This window comes from Bradyrhizobium sp. C-145 (assembly GCF_023375135.1).
GTDB classification, from domain to species: Bacteria; Pseudomonadota; Alphaproteobacteria; order Rhizobiales; family Xanthobacteraceae; genus Bradyrhizobium; species Bradyrhizobium zhanjiangense.
In genome coordinates this window covers 345,109-361,902 of record NZ_CP088150.1, presented here as the reverse complement: position 1 = coordinate 361,902, position 16,794 = coordinate 345,109, and the positions used below count along the sequence as shown (strand labels likewise).

15 protein-coding genes are annotated in these 16,794 nt (G+C 64.0%); 4 read left to right on the top strand and 11 right to left on the bottom strand.

Annotated elements, in window-relative coordinates; translation table 11 throughout:
• Positions 1 to 11: 11 nt before the first annotated feature.
• From LRP30_RS01650 to LRP30_RS01635, 4 genes are all read right to left on the bottom strand, one after another.
• Positions 12 to 908 carry a TauD/TfdA family dioxygenase gene (locus tag LRP30_RS01650; protein ID WP_249759138.1) on the bottom strand — a complete coding sequence of 299 codons (897 nt, stop codon included), beginning with the start codon at positions 906 to 908 and terminating at the stop codon, positions 12 to 14.
• Between the two features lie 261 nt (positions 909 to 1,169).
• Positions 1,170 to 2,453, bottom strand: a complete 1,284-nt coding sequence (ispG, locus tag LRP30_RS01645) for a flavodoxin-dependent (E)-4-hydroxy-3-methylbut-2-enyl-diphosphate synthase (protein ID WP_249759137.1) — start codon at positions 2,451 to 2,453, stop codon at positions 1,170 to 1,172.
• 12 nt (positions 2,454 to 2,465) lie between these two features.
• On the bottom strand, positions 2,466 to 3,419 hold the full coding sequence (locus LRP30_RS01640) for a DMT family transporter (protein ID WP_249759136.1): 954 nt from the start codon (positions 3,417 to 3,419) through the stop codon (positions 2,466 to 2,468).
• A 35-nt stretch (positions 3,420 to 3,454) separates the two neighbouring features.
• The gene (locus LRP30_RS01635) at positions 3,455 to 3,949 is read right to left on the bottom strand and encodes a transcriptional repressor (RefSeq protein ID WP_091896613.1); all 495 of its coding nucleotides are present in this window, start codon (positions 3,947 to 3,949) and stop codon (positions 3,455 to 3,457) included.
• A 157-nt stretch (positions 3,950 to 4,106) separates the two neighbouring features.
• On the opposite strand from LRP30_RS01635, the gene LRP30_RS01630 reads away from it, so the two are divergent.
• From LRP30_RS01630 to LRP30_RS01620, 3 genes are read left to right on the top strand one after another with little or no spacing between them, the layout of a single operon-like run.
• On the top strand, positions 4,107 to 4,589 hold the full coding sequence (locus LRP30_RS01630; protein WP_091896610.1) for a MarR family transcriptional regulator: 483 nt from the start codon (positions 4,107 to 4,109) through the stop codon (positions 4,587 to 4,589).
• The gene (locus LRP30_RS01625) at positions 4,582 to 5,751 is read left to right on the top strand and encodes an HlyD family secretion protein (protein WP_249759135.1); all 1,170 of its coding nucleotides are present in this window, start codon (positions 4,582 to 4,584) and stop codon (positions 5,749 to 5,751) included. Before LRP30_RS01630 ends, LRP30_RS01625 begins: the two co-directional genes overlap by 8 nt.
• Before the next feature lie 4 nt (positions 5,752 to 5,755).
• On the top strand, positions 5,756 to 7,312 hold the full coding sequence (locus LRP30_RS01620; RefSeq protein WP_249759134.1) for an MDR family MFS transporter: 1,557 nt from the start codon (positions 5,756 to 5,758) through the stop codon (positions 7,310 to 7,312).
• A 169-nt stretch (positions 7,313 to 7,481) separates the two neighbouring features.
• Here the strand turns inward: LRP30_RS01620 and LRP30_RS01615 are convergent, their stop codons facing one another.
• The 7 genes from LRP30_RS01615 to LRP30_RS01585 all read right to left on the bottom strand — a co-directional run bounded on the left by LRP30_RS01615 (position 7,482) and on the right by LRP30_RS01585 (position 16,060).
• Positions 7,482 to 8,573, bottom strand: a complete 1,092-nt coding sequence (locus LRP30_RS01615) for an ecdysteroid 22-kinase family protein (protein WP_249759133.1) — start codon at positions 8,571 to 8,573, stop codon at positions 7,482 to 7,484.
• A 49-nt stretch (positions 8,574 to 8,622) separates the two neighbouring features.
• Positions 8,623 to 10,311 (bottom strand): methyl-accepting chemotaxis protein, encoded by a 1,689-nt coding sequence (locus tag LRP30_RS01610; RefSeq protein WP_249759132.1) that lies wholly within the window; start codon positions 10,309 to 10,311, stop codon positions 8,623 to 8,625.
• Between the two features lie 189 nt (positions 10,312 to 10,500).
• Complete coding sequence (gene pcaG / locus LRP30_RS01605) at positions 10,501 to 11,103, bottom strand: protocatechuate 3,4-dioxygenase subunit alpha (protein WP_249759131.1); 603 nt, start codon at positions 11,101 to 11,103, stop codon at positions 10,501 to 10,503.
• Positions 11,104 to 11,805, bottom strand: a complete 702-nt coding sequence (gene pcaH, locus LRP30_RS01600; RefSeq protein ID WP_249759130.1) for a protocatechuate 3,4-dioxygenase subunit beta — start codon at positions 11,803 to 11,805, stop codon at positions 11,104 to 11,106. It lies immediately after the preceding gene.
• Between the two features lie 250 nt (positions 11,806 to 12,055).
• Positions 12,056 to 13,519, bottom strand: a complete 1,464-nt coding sequence (locus LRP30_RS01595) for a trehalose-6-phosphate synthase (RefSeq protein ID WP_249759129.1) — start codon at positions 13,517 to 13,519, stop codon at positions 12,056 to 12,058.
• A 231-nt stretch (positions 13,520 to 13,750) separates the two neighbouring features.
• A complete protein-coding gene (gene otsB, locus LRP30_RS01590) occupies positions 13,751 to 14,572 on the bottom strand; it encodes a trehalose-phosphatase (protein WP_249759128.1) in 822 nt (273 codons plus the stop codon).
• Between the two features lie 3 nt (positions 14,573 to 14,575).
• Positions 14,576 to 16,060, bottom strand: a complete 1,485-nt coding sequence (locus LRP30_RS01585) for an MFS transporter (RefSeq protein WP_249759127.1) — start codon at positions 16,058 to 16,060, stop codon at positions 14,576 to 14,578.
• A 182-nt stretch (positions 16,061 to 16,242) separates the two neighbouring features.
• Here LRP30_RS01585 and LRP30_RS01580 point away from each other — a divergent pair, with 182 nt between their 5' ends.
• Positions 16,243 to 16,617, top strand: coding sequence for a DUF3175 domain-containing protein (locus tag LRP30_RS01580; RefSeq protein WP_128940947.1), 375 nt, complete (start codon positions 16,243 to 16,245; stop codon positions 16,615 to 16,617).
• The last annotated feature ends 177 nt before the right edge of the window (positions 16,618 to 16,794 follow it).

The window sequence follows — 16,794 nt, the reverse complement described above, 5'->3', positions numbered from 1 at the left end:
CCACGACCTCCTCACACCGGCCGCTCCCCCTTCACCGTCACCCGCGTGCCGGAGCGCGTATGCGGCCAGTAGTCCCACATCGCGCGGTGCTGGGTGCAGCGGTTGTCCCAAAAGGCGATGGCATTCTCGGTCCAGCGGAAGCGGCACTGGAACAGCGGGTTCTCGGCGTGCTGGTAGAGATAAGCGAGCATCGCGTCGCTCTCGTCGCGCGGGATGCCGTTGATGTGGCGGGTGAAGCCGCGGTTGACGTAGAGCGCCTTCCTGCCCGTGACCGGATGCGTGCGCACCACCGGGTGCTCGGCATGTGGATAGGAGGGACGGTCGGCGACGCCGTAATTGGCGTAGAGGCCGCGATAGATCGGCTCGCCATCATGCAGCGCGGTGAGCCCGTCGAGATAGGCCTTCATGCGTTCCGAGAGAGCGTCATAGGCCGCGTACATGTTGGCGAACAGCGTGTCGCCACCGCGCGGCGGACATTGCTTGATGTAGAGGATCGAGCCCATCGGCGGCTCGAGATCGCAGGACACGTCCGAATGCCAGCCCTCGCCGTTGGCGCGCGGCGAGTCCTTGTCGGCGTAGATCTTCATCAGCGCCGGGTCTTCGTCCTCGTGCGGTGCGGCCGGATGAAAATGCAGCTCGCCGAACTTGCGCCCGAAGGCGAGATGCTGTTTGGGCGTGATGTGCTGATCGCGGAAGAAGATCACGAGGTTTTCGGCGAGCGCGCGGTGGATTTCGTCCATCTGCCGGTTGGAGCGGCTATCGCCCTCGACGAGCCTGCCGATGTCGACGCCGGAGATTTCCGCGCCGATGATCGGCGTGAGCTTTTCGACCGCGATGGTCTCGTAAGGAGCACCGTCCTCGGCGGTGTGGCGATAGCGCGGACCTTGCTTGCCGGCGAGTGAGCTCATGGCGTGTCTCCCGATCATTTTGATTGAGAGCATGGTAGCGCGCGGTGATGGATGTGCAATCTGCACTGCAAACATGGCCGTCGTCCCGGACAGCGTAAGCGCAGATCCGGGACCCATAACCACGGGGTTAGGTTTGGCGAAGACTCGGAGTGACGACCTGCCATAACCACAGACTCTGTGGTTATGGGTCCCGGATCTGCGCGCGCTTGAGGCGCGCTTGTCCGGGACGACGGAGGTGTGTGGGGGCGAGAGTAGAGAAAACTACTCCGCCGCCGTCACCGGCACCTTGGCGCCCTGGCCGTAGCGCTGGTCGATGTAGTCGATCACCAGCGCCTTGAAGTCGGCGGAGATCGTGGGCCCGCGCAAGGTGCGGAACTTCTTGCCGTCGACGAACACCGGCGCGGCCGGCGCTTCGCCGGTGCCGGGAAGCGAGATGCCGATATTGGCGTGCTTGGATTCGCCGGGACCGTTGACGATGCAGCCCATCACCGCGACGTTGAGCTCTTCCACGCCGGGATATTTCGTCTTCCAGGTCGGCATCTCGTCGCGGATGAAATCCTGGATCGAGCGGGCCAGTTCCTGGAACGTGGTCGAGGTGGTGCGGCCGCAACCGGGACACGCCGCAACCAGCGGCACGAAGGTGCGGAAGCCCATGGTCTGCAACAGCTCCTGGCCGACCTGCACCTCACGGGTACGGTCGCCGCCGGGCTCCGGCGTCAGCGAGATGCGGATGGTGTCGCCGATGCCCTGCTGCAGCAGGATGCCGAGCGCGGCCGAGGACGCCACGATGCCCTTCGAGCCCATGCCGGCCTCGGTCAGACCGAGATGGATGGCATAGTCGGAACGGGAGGCGAGATCCTGGTAGACCGCGATCAGATCCTGCACCGCCGAGACCTTGGCCGACAGGATGATGCGGTTCTTCGGCATGCCGAGCTCTTCGGCGCGCGCGGCTGACAAGAGCGCCGACTGCACCATGGCCTCGCGCGTCACCGCGCGCACGTCGCGCGGATCGGCCGAGGCCGCGTTCTCGTCCATCAGCTTGGTGAGCAGTTCCTGGTCGAGTGAGCCCCAATTGGCGCCGATGCGCACCGGCTTGTTGTTCTTGTTCGCGATCTCGATGATGTCGGCGAACTGGGTGTCGCGCTTGTCCTTGAAGCCGACATTGCCGGGATTGATGCGGTATTTGGCGAGCGCCTCGGCGCAGGCCGGATAGGCCGCAAGCAGCTTGTGGCCGATATAGTGGAAGTCGCCGATCAAGGGCGTGGTGATGCCGCGCTTGGCGAGGCCGTCGCGGATATGCGGAACGGCGGCAGCGGCTTCCTCGCGATCCACGGTGATGCGAACCATTTCGGAACCGGCGCGCGCGAGCGCTGCGACCTGGGCGATGGTGCCGTCGATGTCGGCGGTGTCGGTGTTGGTCATCGACTGCACGACGATCGGTGCACCGCCGCCCACTGAGACGTCGCCGACCTTGACCTGGGTGGTCTTGTGCCGGGGCGCGGGGCCCGCGAGGTCGGAATCGATGGTGTTTTCGAGCTTGTTCATGGGGTCCAAATATCAGGTTTTGGTGACGTTCAGCAATGCATCGCGCGGCGCCGCAGCCGTTTGGCTCGGACGGTTAATCAGAAAAAGCCCAACAATTACAAGGACCGCAGCGGCCCCGAATGTCAGGCTTAAGGTGTCGTGCATGATGAAATAGCTACCGACCACGCCAAACAAAGGGGTGATGAAGGTAAAAGCCGACAATTTGCTGGCCGAATAAGCCTTCACCAGCGCGAACCAAAGCGTGAACGTGGTTCCCACCACCCAGATCGCCTGGAAGGCCATGAGGGCGAGCGATAGTGGCGCCGGCGTGTGCGTGATGGATTCGCCGGACAGCCAGGCTGCCAGCCCCAGGATCGGGATCGAGGTCGCGACCTGGAAGCCCAGCGCCTTCTCGGGCGCGGCGAAGCGCAGCCGCGTGCCCTTGGCGACCAGCGTGGTCGCCGCCCACAACGCCGCGCCGCCGACGATCATGAGGTCGCCGAGCAACACCTTGGCATCGACATCCGGCTGCGGCACGCCGATGGCGAGTGCGACGCCGGCAAAGCTCACGGCGAGCCCCAGCCATTGCGTACCGCCGAGCCGCTCGCCGAGCACTTGGTAGGAGCCGAGCGCGACGAAGAACGGGGCGGTGTAGAGGAACACGACCGCGCGCGACGCCGGCGTGAAGCGCAGGCCCTGGAAGATCAGAACGAACTCGATGCCGAACATCAGTCCGGCGATGAGGCCGGGCTTCCAGGTGCCGTCACGTTCGAAGAAATTGACGCCACGTAAGGTGCCGATGATGAACAGCACCGGCAGCGCGCCCATTGAGCGGATCGTGGCCTGGAGCATCGGCGGGATGTCCGGCAGCACCAGCTTCACCGCAATCTGGTTGAACCCCCAGGTCAGGCACAGCATCAGCATCAGGGCGATGGCGCCGGCACTGAGGGGACGTGCGGCGGATGGTATGGCTTGTGGCGAGGACATCTCTTCCCGAATACCGGCTTTGTGCCGTTGTTGCTTTAAGCAGCTTTCTGACAATGGGTGCAGACGCCCGTGATCTCCACCACGGACAATTTGGGGGCGAAGCCTGAGCTGCGCGCGGCGGCATTGAGATCCTTGGCGAAGGAGGCCGACGGGATCTCGCCGACCAGGCCGCAGCGCTCGCAGATCAGGAACGCGACGGCCGAGGTCGCGTCGTGGTCATGGGCGGCGCAGGCGAGATAGGCATTGCGGCTCTCGATGCGATGCACGAGGCCGTTGGCCATCAAGAAATCGAGGGCACGATAGATCGTGATCGGCGCCGGTCGCGCCATCGACTTGGCGAGTTCGTCGATCACCTCATAGGCGCCGAGTGGACGGTGGCTGGAGAGCAGCGCCCCGAGCACCTGACGGCGTATCGGCGTGAATTTCTGCGCGCGCTGCTCGCAGACCTGTTCGGCATGCGCCAGCGCATCCGCAGTGCAGCGGCCGTGATCGTGGTCAGGCGCGGGGAATGCCGGCTTTGCGAGGGTCATGCGGCCCATCTTCTAGCATTTCGGCGAGGGAACCCAAAGCGCGACACTTCGGATGGCTGTCAGCCATGCTCTCGCTGCGGGACAGCGTCGCATCAATCTGCGCTGGAATAATCATAAGCTTGCTTATTATATTGCAGGCTTATTGGAGATTAAGCTCATGACCCGCGGGTCTGTCGACCAGAACTTCCTGTTCACGCTCGCCGAGCTCTATCGCCTGCTGCGCGTCTATGCCGACAAGGAGGCGTCGCGCTTCGGCATCACCCGCGCGCAATGGGCGGTGCTGGCCAAGGTGGAGCGCAGCGAGGGCATGAAGCAGTCGGAGCTCGCCGAGCTCCTGGAGGTGCAGCCGATCACGCTGACGCGCCTGATCGACAAGCTCTGCGACAATGATTGGATCGAACGCCGCAGCGACGCCTCGGACCGCCGGGTCAAGCGCCTGTACCTGAAGAAGGCGGGCCGGCAGCTGCTCGGCCGGATGAGCGGGCTCCGGTCCGAAATCACCGCCAACGCGCTCGACGGCATCGCCCCGGCTGATGCGCACCGTCTCCTCACCCAACTCGAAACAATCAAGGAAAACGTGCGGAACGCGACCCAGACCAGCGGCGCGGAACAAGCGCGTAGGGAGCAGCGCTATGGCTGATCAGGTTCTCAAGTTCCAGCCCGAGCAGAAGAGCGACAGCGGCAAGCCGACGAAGAAAGCCGGCAGCGATCCGCGCCGCCGCTTGGTGGCGGGCCTGCGCCGCTATCGCCGCTTCCTGCTTCTGGTCGTCCTGCCTGTCATCGTCGCCATCGGCGGCATCACCTTCTATCTGAACGGCGGCCGCTATGTCGGCACCGATGATGCCTATGTCGGCGCGCAGAAGGTGCTGGTGACGCCCGACATCTCCGGCAAGATCCAGAAGGTCGTGGTGAAAGAAGGTCAGGTCGTCAAGCAAGGCGACGAGCTGTTCGAGATCGACCCCGTTCCCTTCCGCCACATGGTAGATGAAGCCAAGGCACAGCTCGCCCAGGCCCGCACGACCTACGACAACCTCGTTGCCAACATCAAGATCTATGGCGACATGCTCAACCTTGCCCAACAGGGCGTCGACCTCAAGCAGCGCGACGTCGAGCGCAAGCAGGCGCTGGTGAAGAACAATTACGGCTCCCAGCTCGATCTCGACAACGCGGCGAATGCGTTGGTCACCGCGGGCGCGCAGGCGCAATTCATCAAGCAGCAGCTCTCCAACGCCAAGACGCAATTGCTCGGCGATCCCGCCTTGCCGCTGGAGCAGTTCCCGCCCTACGCGCAGGCGAAAGCCAAGCTGGACGACGCCCAGCGCAACCTCGACCACACCGTGCTGCGCGCGCCGATGGACGGCGTGGCGACGCAGGTCGAGCAGATTCAGCTCGGCCGTTACGTTGCCGCCGGCGCGCCCGTGTTCTCCATCATCGACGTCGCGCATCCCTGGGTCGACGCCAATCCGAAGGAGAGCGACCTCACCTATGTGGCAGAAGGACAGCCGGTCACACTCGAGGTCGACGCGTTCCCGAACCACGTCTTCAAGGGCAAGATCGGCTCGCTCTCGCCCGGCACCGGCGCGCAATTCGCGATCCTGCCGCCGCAGAACGCCACTGGCAATTTCGTCAAGGTGGTGCAGCGCGTGCCTGTCAGGATCTATTTCGACGAGACCGACAAATATGTGCGGAAGCTGAAAGCCGGCATGAGCGTCTACGCCACCATCGACACCGGCCACCGGCGCTCACTCGCCGGCCTGTTTGGCCTGTCGGCGACCGCGGGCCAAGACCACGACAAGGACTGATTCGATGTCCGGCCCCAATGCCAGCCTGATGGTCCCCGGCCTGCGCCGGAACATGGTGACGATCTGCGCCATGACCGCGACCATCATGCAGGCGTTGGACACCACCATCGCCAACGTCGCGCTGCCCTACATGCAGGGCACGCTCTCGGCCTCGCAGGACCAGATCAACTGGGTGCTGACCTCCTACATCGTCGCCGCCGCGATCATGACGGCGCCGGTGGGCTGGATCGCCAACCGCTTCGGCCGCAAGCGCATCTTCATCATCTGCTCGGCCGGCTTCACCATGGCATCGGTACTGTGCGGTCTGGCGCAGGACATCAACCAGATGGTGCTGTTCCGCCTGCTGCAAGGCGTGTTCGGCGCCGCCCTGGTGCCGCTGTCGCAGTCGGTCATGCTCGACTATTACACACTCCAGGAACGCGCCAAGGCGATGTCGATCTGGGGCATGGGCGTGATGATGGGCCCGATCATGGGACCGTCGCTGGGCGCCTGGCTCACCGAGACCTATTCCTGGCACTGGGTGTTCTTCGTCAATCTGCCGTTCGGCGCCATCACCGTCCTCGGGCTGATCGTCTTCATGGACGAGACCCGGAAGGATTTCAGCCTCAAATTCGACTGGTTCGGCTTCGCCGCGCTGGCGATCGCGATCGGCGCGCTTCAGCTCGCGCTCGACCGCGGCGAGCAGCTGGGCTGGCTGGAATCCAACGAGATCCTGGCGGAGTTCATCGTCTCCGCCATCGCCTTCTACTTCTTCCTCGCACATTCCTTCACGACCTCGACGCCGTTTATCCGCTTCGCGCTGTTTCGGGATCGCAACTTCGTCACCGGCTGCGTGTTCATGATCGTAATGGGACTCGTGCTGTTCTCGACCATGGCGCTGGCCTCGCCCTACATGCAGAACGTGATCGGCTATCCCATCATCACCGCCGGCCTGCTGCTGGCGAGCCGCGGCTTGGGCACCTTTTTCGCCATGATGCTGGTCGGCCGCATGATGCGCTATTTCGAGGCGCGCACGCTGATCATCACAGGGCTGGCGCTGACTGCAGGCTCGCTGTTCCAGATGACCGGCTGGACCGACCTGACCCAGGTGCCGGAGATCGTCACCGTCAGCGTCATCCAGGGCTTCGGCTTCGGCCTCGTCTTCGTGCCGCTCTCGACCGTGGCGTTCCTGACCTTGTCGAATGATCTGCGCACCGACGGCACCGCGATGCTGACCCTGATGCGCAACGTCGCGAGCTCGGTCGGCATTTCCGTCGTCATCGCCGAGCTGACGCAGGGGACGCGCCGGACCTATGCGATCCTCTCCGAGCACGTCAACCCGTTCAACCACGCGCTGCAGATGCCCAGCGTCAGCGGCCTGATCAATCTGTCCACCGACGCCGGCCGCGCCCTGGCCGACAGAATGGTCAGCGTGCAGGCGCAGATCATCGCCTTCGCGCACGATTACCAGCTGGTGATGATCTTCATCCTCTGCACCATCCCGCTCGCTTTGCTGATCGGCTCGACCAAGGCCACACTGCGCAAGCAGGCCGCGGGGCCGGAGCACGCGGTGATGGAGTAGGCAGCTATAGTTTCCGCTGTCGTCCTGGACAAGCGAAGCGCAGATCCAGGACCCATTACCCCCGGCGGAAATTTGGCAAAGACTCGCGGTTGCCAGCTCGTGCCACAACCTCTCCCTGGGGTAATGGGTCCTGGCTTTCGCCAGGACGACATCGGATTTGCGGAACGAGTTACCCCAACAACTCCTCGCACCCCAGATCCTCGACCGCCATCATGATCCGCTCCAGATGGTGCCACCAGATCACCGGCGGGATGTTGATGGCCCATTGCCAGACCGGCTTAGTGATGTGCCAGAGCACCGACAAGCGGTAGTCACGATCGAGCGCGCCGCGCGTGTATCCGGTGACGCCGCTTGCGAGCAATGTCTCGTGATAGAGATTGAGCAGGGGGCGCTCGAGCGCCTGCCGGCGCTCCGGAAACCAATGAAGCGCCATCATGTAAGCGAGGTCGTTGGTCGGGACATTGACGCCCCACAGGTCGAAATCGAAGATGCGCACGGTGTCGGCAACGCCAGCGCGCGGCAGGAAAAAATTCCAGGTATGGGCATCGCCATGGGTGATGCTGAGGTTACGGCGCGAATGGTAGCGCTCGGATAGCCTGGCCGATTGGTCGATCAGGCGACGATAGAGGAGCCGGCGTTCTTCGCTGAGGCGATCGCCGAGCAGATCGGCGAACCGGTCGTAATGGCCGGCAAAGGTCTCCATGTGCTGCGCGCTGTCTTCGGGGCTCGCCCAGGTGCCGATCGTGTCGCCGAGATCGGGATGGTCCCACCAGGCCGCATGCCAACGCGCGAGCGTGGTGACGATCGCGACTATTTGCTCGCGCGACGGCGGCAGTGGCCATTGGGTTGCGATCTCATGGCTATCAGTGAGGTCCTCGAGCAGGAGATGCCAGGTCCCGCCCGGCTCGTCGAAACGTCCGTCGAAGCAGCGCGGCACCAACCCCCACGGCATGTTCGGAGCGAGCTTCGTATAGAAGGCCACCTCGTGCCGGCCGCCATCGGCGAGCGTCTTGGCAAAGTCGGCATGTGGCGTCTTGAGGATCAGCGATTGCGGCGCGCCGGCCGATTCGCCGACATAGCGCAGTCCAAGGCGGGCAATGTGCGACACCACGGTGTCACGCTGATGCAGCACCTTCACCTCGCGGACTGCGCCAGCGTCCAGCACGCCGCCTCTGCGTAGCGCGGCCGTCAGTCGGGCGGGCTCAATGACCGCCGGCAATTGTGGGGATGTCATAACCACGATGCCCCTGTCCCGCGCCATACTGCACGATCATAACCCCACACACCAGCGGCCGAGTTGATGCCGGGCGTCAAGCCGCGGCAGTCGAGTCCCGCACGGTCCGCACCACCACCGACCGCAGCTGTTCGAGATTGGCCGCCATGCCGGCGATCGCCTGCCTGACTTCCGCGGCGCGCTCGTTCACCGCGGCGGCGTCGCGGCTGACATTGCCGATCTTGGCCGAGACCTCCTGTGCCGCGGACGCCGATTCGGAAATCGACCGCGTGATCTCCCGCGTCGCGGCATCCTGTTCTTCCATCGCGGCGGCAACCGAGGTCGCGACGCCGTCGATCTCGACGATGTGGCCTCCCATGGTCTCGACGGCATCGACCGCGGCCTGCGTCGAGGTCTGGATTTCGGCAATCAGCCGCCCGATCTCCTCGGTGGACTTGGCGGTCTGATCGGACAGGGATTTCACCTCGGCGGCGACCACCGCGAAGCCGCGGCCGGCCTCGCCGGCGCGCGCCGCCTCGATCGTGGCGTTGAGCGCGAGCAGGTTGGTCTGGCCGGCGATGCCGCCGATCAGATCGGAGACCTCGGCGATCTTCTTCACCGAACCGGCCAGCGCCTGGATGGTCGAGCGCGCCTGCTCGCGGCCGGCGACCGCAGATTTGGTAACCGTGCTGGTCCGCGCGACCTGGCTCGCGATCTCGCGGATCGAGGCGCTCAGCTCTTCCGCCGCAGCCGAGACGGTCTGCGAGCTGCCGAGGGCCTGGGTGGAGGCCGCGGCGACCGCCTGCGATTGCGCGGAGAGCGAACTTGCGATCTCGGACAGGCTGGTGGCGGCGCGCTCCACGCCATGCGTCGCCGCGCTCGCGGTGTCGACCGACCGGCCGGTCTCGCGCTCGACGGTTTCGGCCATCTGCTGCAGGGCGCCGCGTTTGGCGAGTGCGGCCTCCTGTTCCTGCCGCAACTGCTCCTCGCGCAGGCGGGAATTCTCGACCGCCGCCTGCTTGAACACCAGGAGTGCACCGGCCATCGAGCCGACCTCGTCCCGGCGGTGCGCGAAAGGAATGTCGGCGGCGAGATCGCCGGTCGCGAGCTTCTGCATCGTGTCAGTCATGCGCACGATCGGGCGCACCACGCCGAGTGCAACGCCGAGCAGGCCTGCGGCAATGAAGGCGAGGACAGCGGCGGAGACGCCGAGGAGGATGTAGAGCATCGAGCTGTCGCGATCCGCGGCCAGCTTCTCCATGGCGGCATTCTGCTTGTTGGCGCTCTCGACGATGCTGTCGATGACGGTGCGATGCGCGGTGTAGGCGTCCTTGAGCTGCGCATAGGCGCGCTCAGAAGCGGCCGCGTCCTTGGCCTTGAGGGCCGGCAGGAGCTGGTCGGACGCCTTCCAGAATTTCTGCACCTCGGCATCGGATTTCGACACCAGCGCGGTCTTCAGATCAGCCGAGAGGCTGGAGGAGACCCAGAAGGCCTTGCGCTCGTCGTAATCCTTGCGGAGCTGAACCAGGCGCTCGCCATGGGCCGCGAGCTGGTCCGGCTCGCGCATGGCGAGGGTGGCCTCGAGATAGGCTTCGATGACGTATTCCGGCGGCGGCAGGATGTCGGCGATGAGGTCGTTGCCGAGCTTGATGTCGGAATAGAGCGGGCCGCCGACCTTGAGCTCGCGTAGCGCATAGAGACTGGTGGAGACCACGGCCGTGAAACCGAGGGCCAGGACGATGCCGAATGCAATGATCGCAGAAGAAAGCGAAAGACGAATTTTCATGGAACAATCCAATGCCGCAAATGGATCCTAAACGACTGCGGTAAACACGGGATTGCTACGCGCGGAAATTGCACCGCGCGAACTCCGGGAAACTACGGGAAAACGGTCGGGAGGCTTCCGCTACCCCGCTCGGCCGTCGTCCCGGACAAGCGCGCCTCGGGCGCGCGCAGATCCGGGACGACGCGGGAGTTAAACGTCGAAGAACACCGTCTCGTCGTCGCCCTGGAGTCGCAGGTCGAGGCGGTAGACCGCCTTGCCGCCCTCGCGCGTCGCAACCAGCGTGGCGCGCCGCTCAGTGGGCACCAGCGCCAGCACGGGATCGGCGGCGTTGCCGGCCTCGTCGCTGAAATAGATGCGGGTATAGAGATGCCTGAGCATGCCGCGCCCGAACACCGCAAGCAGGATGTGCGGCGCCTGCGGCTTGCCCTCGGGATCGGGCACCGCGCCCGGCTTGATGGTGTCGAAGGAATAATTGCCGTCCTTATCCGTGCCGCAGCGGGCAAAACCGCGGAAGCTCGCATTCGGCAGCGCACGCTTGTCCTGCGGGTCGGCAAAGCGGCCCTGCGCGTCCGCCTGCCAGATCTCCAGCATGCAATCCGGCACGGCGATGCCGTCGCCGTCGAACACCCGGCCCTCGATGCGGACACGGTCGCCCGTGACGTCGGGCGTCAGCGTCGAGTTGGTGAACGCGTCGTTCCAGGCGTATTCGCCGTTTGGCGTCAGCCCGTATTTGAAGAACGGTCCGACGGTTTGCGATGGGGTGATACCGTTTGGCCTCACAGAATCCTGCACTTAATGGTTCTCCATAGGCGTGGCGTTCTGGCCGCGCAGCACGATGTCAAAGCGGTAGCACAGCGCCCATTCGGGCTTTGTGTTCTCGAGATCGAACGAGGAGACCATCCGCGCCCGCGCCTTCTCGTCCGGCACCGAATTGAAGATCGGGTCGAACGGGAACAGCGGATCGTTCGGGAAATACATCTGCGTCACGAGGCGCGTGACGAAGGAATGGCCGAAGACCGACAGGTGGATGTGCGCGGGCCGCCACGCATTGTGATGATTGCCCCAGGGATAAGCGCCCGGCTTGATGGTGACGAAGCGGTAGTAGCCAGAGGCATCGCTCACGGTGCGGCCGGCGCCCGTAAAATTTGGATCGAGCGGCGCCGGGTGCTGGTCGCGGACATGGACATAGCGGCCGCAGGAATTGGCCTGCCAGATCTCGACCAGCGAGTTCGGCACGCCGCGGCCGTCCTCGTCGCGGACGTGGCCGTGCACGATGATGCGTTCGCCGAGCGGCTCGCCACTGTGCTGACGGGTGAGATCATTGTCGCCCTGGCGCACCGTCTCATGACCATAGACCGGACCGGTCAGCTCCGACAGGGTGTGGCGCATCGGGATCAAAGGCTTGTTCGGCGCGCGCTTGATCGAGCTCTTGTACTCGGGCGACAGCGGCAGCGGATGCGCCTTGTTGCTGTCCGTAGGATAGATGAATGTCATTGGCGAACTCCTCCCCGGCCATTGTGGACCGGCCGGTCAACGCTTCCGCCAATCATTATAGGATATAACTAATTTGGGGAAGCGGGTTTCGCGGGCTTCCTTTCTTCACCTCGCCCGCAAGCGGGGACGGGTCGGATCGTCCCGGCGATGCGAAGCATCGTCCGGCGCGATCCGGGTAAGGGGGGTACAGCCCCCTTCGACAAATCGCGTGCAGACCCTCTTCCCGTAAAAACCGGGCGAGGGAGCAAAACTAGATCAACCGCACGCCTGATATCGCCGACTTCAGCCAGCGTAGCGCCTGCGGCGGCTGCGCTGCGAGCGGGGCGACGACGGCCTTCTCGGTCCGGCATTTCTCGAGCTCAGCCACGAAGTCGGTCGACCATTGCTGGATGGTGTGGCCGCGCAGCTTCTTCATCATTGCGTCCCAGCGCATCTTGCGTTCGGTGAGCGGCATTGAGGCCGCGACCGCGATCGCGCGCGCCATGCCATCGATGTCGTGCGGATTGACCATCAAGGCGGTGTCGAGCTCATTGGCCGCGCCGGCGAACTTCGACAGCACCAGCACGCCGGGATCGGCCGGGTTTTGCGCGGCGACGTATTCCTTGGCGACGAGGTTCATGCCGTCATGCAGCGGCGTCACCACGCCGATTTGCGCCGTGCGGTAGAGCCCCGCGAGCACGGTCTGGCTAAAACCCTTGTTCAAATAGCGGATTGGCGTCCAGTCCACTTCGCCGTGACGACCGTTGACGTCGGTGACGAGGCGCGCGACCTCGTTCTGGAGATTGCCATAGGCCTCGATGCCACCTCGCGAGGGGTTCGCGATCTGGAGCAGCGAGATGCTGCGCGCAAACTGCGGCTGCTCCGTCCAGAGCCGGTCGAATGCACTGATGCGGTTGACGAGGCCTTTCGAATAGTCGAGGCGGTCGACGCCGATCGCGAGGCGCTCGCCATTGAGGCTGCGCCGCAGCCGCGACACGTCGGGATGCGAAGCCGACTTCGCCGCATAATGCGCGAACTTTTCCGCATCGATGCCGATCGGAAACACTTCACAGCGCGTGCGGCCATGCTGAGAGATCGCAACACCGTCCTCGATGGCGAGGCCGAGCTCGCCGCCGACATAAGCGAGGAAGTTCTGGCAGTCCTCATTGGTCTGGAAGCCGAGCAGATCGTAGGCCAGCATCGCCGTGATCAGCTCGCGATGATTGGGCACGCCCTGCACCACCGCGGCGACCGGCCACGGCGTATGAAGAAAGAAACCGATGGGATCGCCGACGCCGAGACTACGCAGTTCTGCGCCGAGCGCCAGGAAGTGATAATCCTGCACCCAGAACGCAGTTTTTGTTTTTCGAAATCGCATCAAGGCGCGCGCCATGAAGGCGTTGACCTCGCGATAGCTGACATAATCTTCGCGCGAGACGCGGATCAGATCGCTGCGCGAATGCAGTGCCGGCCACAACGCTGAATTGGCAAAACCTTCGTAATAGCCGCCGTAATGTGCCGCCGGCAGATCCAGCGTCGCAATCGCGCCCGAACCCAGTGCTTCAATCTCGGCGAACGGTTCCTTCTGATGGCCATCACGCACGCGGCCTGAAGAACCCACCCAAATGGCCCCCGAATGTTCCACCACCGGCAGCAAGGCCGCCGCGAGGCCGCCCGTCATGGGTTCATTAGGTTTGCCGCGCGCGACGCGATTTGAAACGACAACTAAGTTCACAGGTCGTCCCCTCCTGTTTCATTCCAGCCCGTTTAACTGCCGTTCATCAATATGGTTCCGGATCATCGTTTCAACGAATTGAAACCAAAATCGGGCGTGCGCGTTGGAACTGGCTTCCTTCGCGGAACCCGACGATTCATCAGCTTTTTGCGATTTGTGTAGCGCAGCATGCATTGCGATGCGCAACGATGCTGGCGCGTATTATGTCCGCGAGGTGGCGCTGCCTTTGTTTCACCTCGGATCGAGCAAGCACGCAAGGAACGCACGCACATCGCTCGGCGCATCGAAGTGACCATTCACACCCATGGCGCGGCGGCCGACCGAGAACGCGAGCCCGTCCATATCAGGCATGATCGCGAACACAGTTTCGTCCGTGACGTCGTCACCGATGAACAGAGGACGACGTCCCCTGAACGGCTCATGCTTCATCAATTCGTGCACGCCGCTCGCCTTGGTGAAGCCGGAATGCTTGATCTCGCAGACGAATTTGCCAGGCAGCACCTCGATCGGCGCATTGGGCAGATCGGCGCGGATCAGCGACACGGATTCGTAGATCGCCTTCTCCGCATGCGGCGCAAGGCGGTAATGCAGCGCCAGCGAATAGCCCTTGTCCTCGAGCAGAATTCCCGGGCTGAGTTTGGCGATCGCAGCCAGCCGCCGCTTCAGCTCCTTGTCCAGCGGCGGCGCGTGGACGTCATCTGCTTCACTGTCCACCGACAGCCGCATCTCGGCGCCGTGACCGGCGACGGCGCGAAACACGTCGGGCGCGAAGATCAGGTCGATGTCGTTAAGCGAGCGGCCGCTGACCAGCGCCAGCGCGCCGGAGGTGCGTTCCACCAAACGATTGAGCGTGTCCGACAGCCCCGGCGGCACCCACACCTCGCGCGGCGTCGGCATCAGGTCGAGCAGCGTTCCGTCGATGTCGAGCAGGATCGCGGTCTCGTCCAGATGCGGCACGAGCGCATGCGGCACCGGCACCGTTTCCGGCGTCTCGTCGTCACCAGGGATGGTGAGCTTCTCGTCCAATGCCATTTCCGCAAGTTCCGATTTCATAGTCTACTCCATAAAGGCAAGCGGCCGTGCGATTTGTTCGAGCGATTTGCGCTCTGCCGAGACGGCATAGCGCCACGCCACGATCGCAGCCGCGATCATCAGGAACGCCCCCAGCAGATAGCCGGCGAACACGCTGGTACGTGATCCCGTGTCGATCAGCGCGCCGAATAGTGCCGGCCCGATCACGCCGCCGATGCCGGTGCCGACTGCATAGAACACCGCGATCGCCAGCGCGCGAACCTCCAAGGGAAAGTTCTCGCTGACGGTGAGATAGGCCGCGCTCGCGGCCGGCGAGGCGAAAAAGAAGATTATCATCCAGGCCACGGTCTGCCCCTGCGCGCTGAGCGCGCCGATCGAGAACAGATAGCCTGACAACGCCAGCAACAAGCCCGATACGCCATAGGTGAACACGATCATGGTGCGGCGGCCGAGCGTGTCGAACAGGCGGCCGAGCAGCAGCGGACCGAGGAAGTTGCCGGCGGCGAAGGGCAGCAGGTACCAGCCGACATGATCGGCGCTGATGCCGTAGAAATCGGTCAGCACCAGCGCGAAGGTGAAGAAGATGGCGTTGTAGAAGAACGCCTGCGCGCTCATCAGCACGAGGCCGACCAGCGCGCGCTGACGATAGGCAGAGAACAGCGTGTGGACGACCTCGGGGATCGGCGTGTGATCGCGCATCTTCAGACGGATCTTCGCAAAGCGTCCGTCGCTCGTATCCTGGCCTTGTCCGATCACCGAGCATTCGATTTCGTCGACGATGGCATGCGCCTGGTCGGGTCGGCCGTGAATCATCAACCAGCGCGGACTCTCCGGAATCCACATCCGCATCAAGAGCACGACGAGGCCGACGGTCGCCCCGATCAGATAAGCGAGGCGCCAGCCGACGTCGGGACCGATCACGGCTGGATCGAGCAGCATGATGGCCGCCACCGCGCCCATCGCAGCGCCGATCCAGAAGCTGCCGTTGATGATGAGATCGGTCCAGCCGCGATAGCGCGCCGGCACCAGCTCCTGGATGGTCGAATTGATCGCGGTGTATTCGCCGCCGATGCCGGCGCCGGTGAGGAAACGAAACAGCGCGTAGCTCGCGACATCCCATGACAGAGCAGTCGCAGCCGTCGCCGAGAGATAAAGCGCAAGCGTGATGAAGAACAATTTCTTGCGGCCGATGCGATCGGTGAGCCAACCGAAGCCGAGCGCACCCAGCACCGCGCCGGCAAGATAGGCGGAATTGGCGATGCCAAGATCCAGATTGGAGAAATGCAGCGTGGGGCTCTGCTTCAGCGCGCCCGAGAGCGCGCCGGCCAGCGTCACCTCGAGTCCATCGAGGATCCAGGTGATGCCGAGCGCGAGCACGACGCGCGTGTGAAAGCCGCTCCACGGCAGCGCATCGAGGCGCGAGGGAATGCTGGTCTCGACGACGCGATCCGTCGCCACCGCCGAGATCGCAGATTCATAATTCAGCGCTGGGCTTTGCTGCAATTCCATCGCGTTGTTGTGTCTGATCAATGGAAGCGGCCCCGGTTCACATAGCGTGGACGGGGTCGATCCGATGATGGGGATGCGGCATTCCGCCTGCCACCTGCGACAACGTTTGCGACGAGGCTGGGTTCCCATAGGAACAGCTGCCGAGAACATCCGTTTTCGATGGAGCTGCAAGGAGTTGACGCATGGCTCAGGTCAGAAAGACGACACATTCACGGAAGACAGGCGCGCGCAACACCGCGCGCCGCAAGGCCAGCACGACACGCAAGAGGTCAAGCCGCCGCGCAGCGCCGAAGCGATGGTCGCAGCGTGTGACGAAGGAGAGCGACGCGCTCGATCTCAAGCGCGGTGTGTTCAAGCTCAAGGACCCCAAGAAAATCGCGGGCTCCCTGAAGCGTTCGGCCGAGCACAGCTCGCGCCGCAAGGCTGGCGCCTATCGCTCCGCGCTGTCGATGCTGACGTTCTACATCAACCGCGCCGGCAAGACGCTGCCGAAGACGCAGCGCACGCGACTGGAGCGCGCGAAGGTGGAGCTGAAGCGGGCGTTCGGGCGGGAGTGAGTTACAAATTTCCGCTGTCGTCCCGGACAAGCGGAGCCCTGGCAGCGCGAAGCGTTGTCCGGAGTATAGCGCAGATCCGGGACCCATACTCCGCAGCAATCGTTTTGCGAAGATTCGGAGTTGCCAGCTCGTGCAGCAACGCAATTCGGTGGTTATGGGTCCCGGATCGGCGCGCGC

What these genes read in the sequence shown, in the direction of transcription:
- LRP30_RS01650 (WP_249759138.1), bottom strand. Translation starts at nt 908, where the DNA reads ATGAGCTCACTCGCCGGCAAGCAAGGTCCGCGCTATCGCCACACCGCC.
- ispG (WP_249759137.1), bottom strand. Translation starts at nt 2,453, where the DNA reads ATGAACAAGCTCGAAAACACCATCGATTCCGACCTCGCGGGCCCCGCG.
- LRP30_RS01640 (WP_249759136.1), bottom strand. Translation starts at nt 3,419, where the DNA reads ATGTCCTCGCCACAAGCCATACCATCCGCCGCACGTCCCCTCAGTGCC.
- LRP30_RS01635 (WP_091896613.1), bottom strand. Translation starts at nt 3,949, where the DNA reads ATGACCCTCGCAAAGCCGGCATTCCCCGCGCCTGACCACGATCACGGC.
- LRP30_RS01630 (WP_091896610.1), top strand. Translation starts at nt 4,107, where the DNA reads ATGACCCGCGGGTCTGTCGACCAGAACTTCCTGTTCACGCTCGCCGAG.
- LRP30_RS01625 (WP_249759135.1), top strand. Translation starts at nt 4,582, where the DNA reads ATGGCTGATCAGGTTCTCAAGTTCCAGCCCGAGCAGAAGAGCGACAGC.
- LRP30_RS01620 (WP_249759134.1), top strand. Translation starts at nt 5,756, where the DNA reads ATGTCCGGCCCCAATGCCAGCCTGATGGTCCCCGGCCTGCGCCGGAAC.
- LRP30_RS01615 (WP_249759133.1), bottom strand. Translation starts at nt 8,573, where the DNA reads ATGGCGCGGGACAGGGGCATCGTGGTTATGACATCCCCACAATTGCCG.
- LRP30_RS01610 (WP_249759132.1), bottom strand. Translation starts at nt 10,311, where the DNA reads ATGAAAATTCGTCTTTCGCTTTCTTCTGCGATCATTGCATTCGGCATC.
- pcaH (WP_249759130.1), bottom strand. Translation starts at nt 11,805, where the DNA reads ATGACATTCATCTATCCTACGGACAGCAACAAGGCGCATCCGCTGCCG.
- otsB (WP_249759128.1), bottom strand. Translation starts at nt 14,572, where the DNA reads ATGAAATCGGAACTTGCGGAAATGGCATTGGACGAGAAGCTCACCATC.
- LRP30_RS01585 (WP_249759127.1), bottom strand. Translation starts at nt 16,060, where the DNA reads ATGGAATTGCAGCAAAGCCCAGCGCTGAATTATGAATCTGCGATCTCG.
- LRP30_RS01580 (WP_128940947.1), top strand. Translation starts at nt 16,243, where the DNA reads ATGGCTCAGGTCAGAAAGACGACACATTCACGGAAGACAGGCGCGCGC.